General features: G+C 69.4%; 2 protein-coding genes and 1 pseudogene. All 3 read left to right on the top strand.

The window, feature by feature from the left end; genetic code table 11:
* Position 1 precedes the first annotated feature (1 nt).
* The gene (locus tag ABZ749_RS35325) at positions 2–202 is read left to right on the top strand and encodes a hypothetical protein (protein ID WP_357235777.1); all 201 of its coding nucleotides are present in this window, start codon (positions 2–4) and stop codon (positions 200–202) included.
* A gap of 85 nt (positions 203–287) precedes the next feature.
* Positions 288–1,220: pseudogene (locus tag ABZ749_RS35320) on the top strand (MFS transporter); the annotation flags it as partial.
* Positions 1,219–1,314 (top strand): cold shock domain-containing protein (locus ABZ749_RS35315; RefSeq protein ID WP_357232719.1); only part of this gene is annotated, 96 nt, incomplete at its 3' end. The pseudogene ABZ749_RS35320 and the gene ABZ749_RS35315, both read left to right, overlap by 2 nt.

Raw genomic sequence — 1,314 nt, 5'->3', positions numbered from 1 at the left:
GGTGTACCAGGCGGTCACCACCCTTGAGGCACGCGGGCAGGTGCCCTACCCGGACCTGATCGCCGAGGAATCCGGGCTCACCCAGGAGCAGGTGGGCAGCCCTCTGCACCTGCTCACCGAGAAGGGCCTACTGCACCGCGAGGACTCGCCGATGGCCGGCCTCGACTTCGGTCCCCGGTTCTGCGCCCGCCAGATGGCGTGACCAGCCGAACCAACTGGCACGGTTCGCCCCCCGGAGACCCGGGTAGCGGTCAACCATGCGTGACCGAGGGTCGACGGGGGGCACGATGAACGCGGCGCAGACGCCGCAGCCGGTGACAGCGGCCGAGAACCGACGGCGCTGGCAGGCCGTCGGCGTCGGACTCGTCGCCGCCTTCATGACGCTGCTCGACGTGAGCATCGTCAACGTGGCCGTGCCCTCCATCGACCGGGCGCTGCACGCGTCGTCGAGCGACCTGCAGTGGATTCTCTCCGGGTACGCGCTCACCTTCGGCCTGGCACTGGTGCCCGCCGGCCGCTTCGGCGACGCCCGTGGCCGGCGTAACGCCTTCGTCTTCGGCATCGCGCTGTTCACCATCACCAGCGCGCTCGCCGGCCTCGCCACCTCCCCGACCTGGCTGGTCATCGCCCGACTGTTGCAGGGCGCCGCCGCCGGCATCGTCAACCCGCAGGTCATCGGGCTGATCCAGCAACTGTTCCGCGGGCCCGAACGCGCCCGCCCGTTCGGGATCCTCGGCGCCACCATCGGCATCTCCACCGCCGTCGGGCCGCTGCTCGGTGGGCTGCTCATCGCCGTCGGCGGCGAGGACCACGGCTGGCGCTGGGTCTTCTTCGTCAACGTGCCCGTCGGTGTCCTCGCGGTGATCCTCGGCTGGCGGTTGCTGCCCGGCCGCCCCACCGGCCAACCCGGCTGGCATCGACTCGACCCCTTCGGCGTCCTGCTGCTCGGCGTCGGCGTCGTCCTGGTCCTCCTGCCACTGGTGCAGGAGCAGCAGTGGCGGACCCCGTGGAAGTGGGCCCTCATCCCGGTCGGCCTGGCGGTGCTGGTCGCCTTCGGGCTCTGGGAACGACGCTACGCCCGCCACCATCAACCCCTCTTCGACCTCCGACTGTTCAGCTTCCAGTCGTACACGCTGGGCTCGGTCCTGGCGCTCGTCTACTTCGGTGGCTTCACCGCGATCTTCTTCATCTTCACCCTGTTCCTACAGATGGGGCTCGGTGGCTCAGGGAACCGTGAAGTGGTTCAACGCTGACAAGGGCTTCGGCTTCATCACCGTCGATGGTGGGGGTGCTGACGTGTTCGTCCACTTCTCG

It is taken from the genome of Micromonospora sp. NPDC047753, assembly GCF_040642735.1.
GTDB lineage: Bacteria > Actinomycetota > Actinomycetes > Mycobacteriales > Micromonosporaceae > Micromonospora.
Note: the sequence above shows the minus strand (reverse complement) of the source record. Positions and strands in the feature narration are given on the sequence as shown.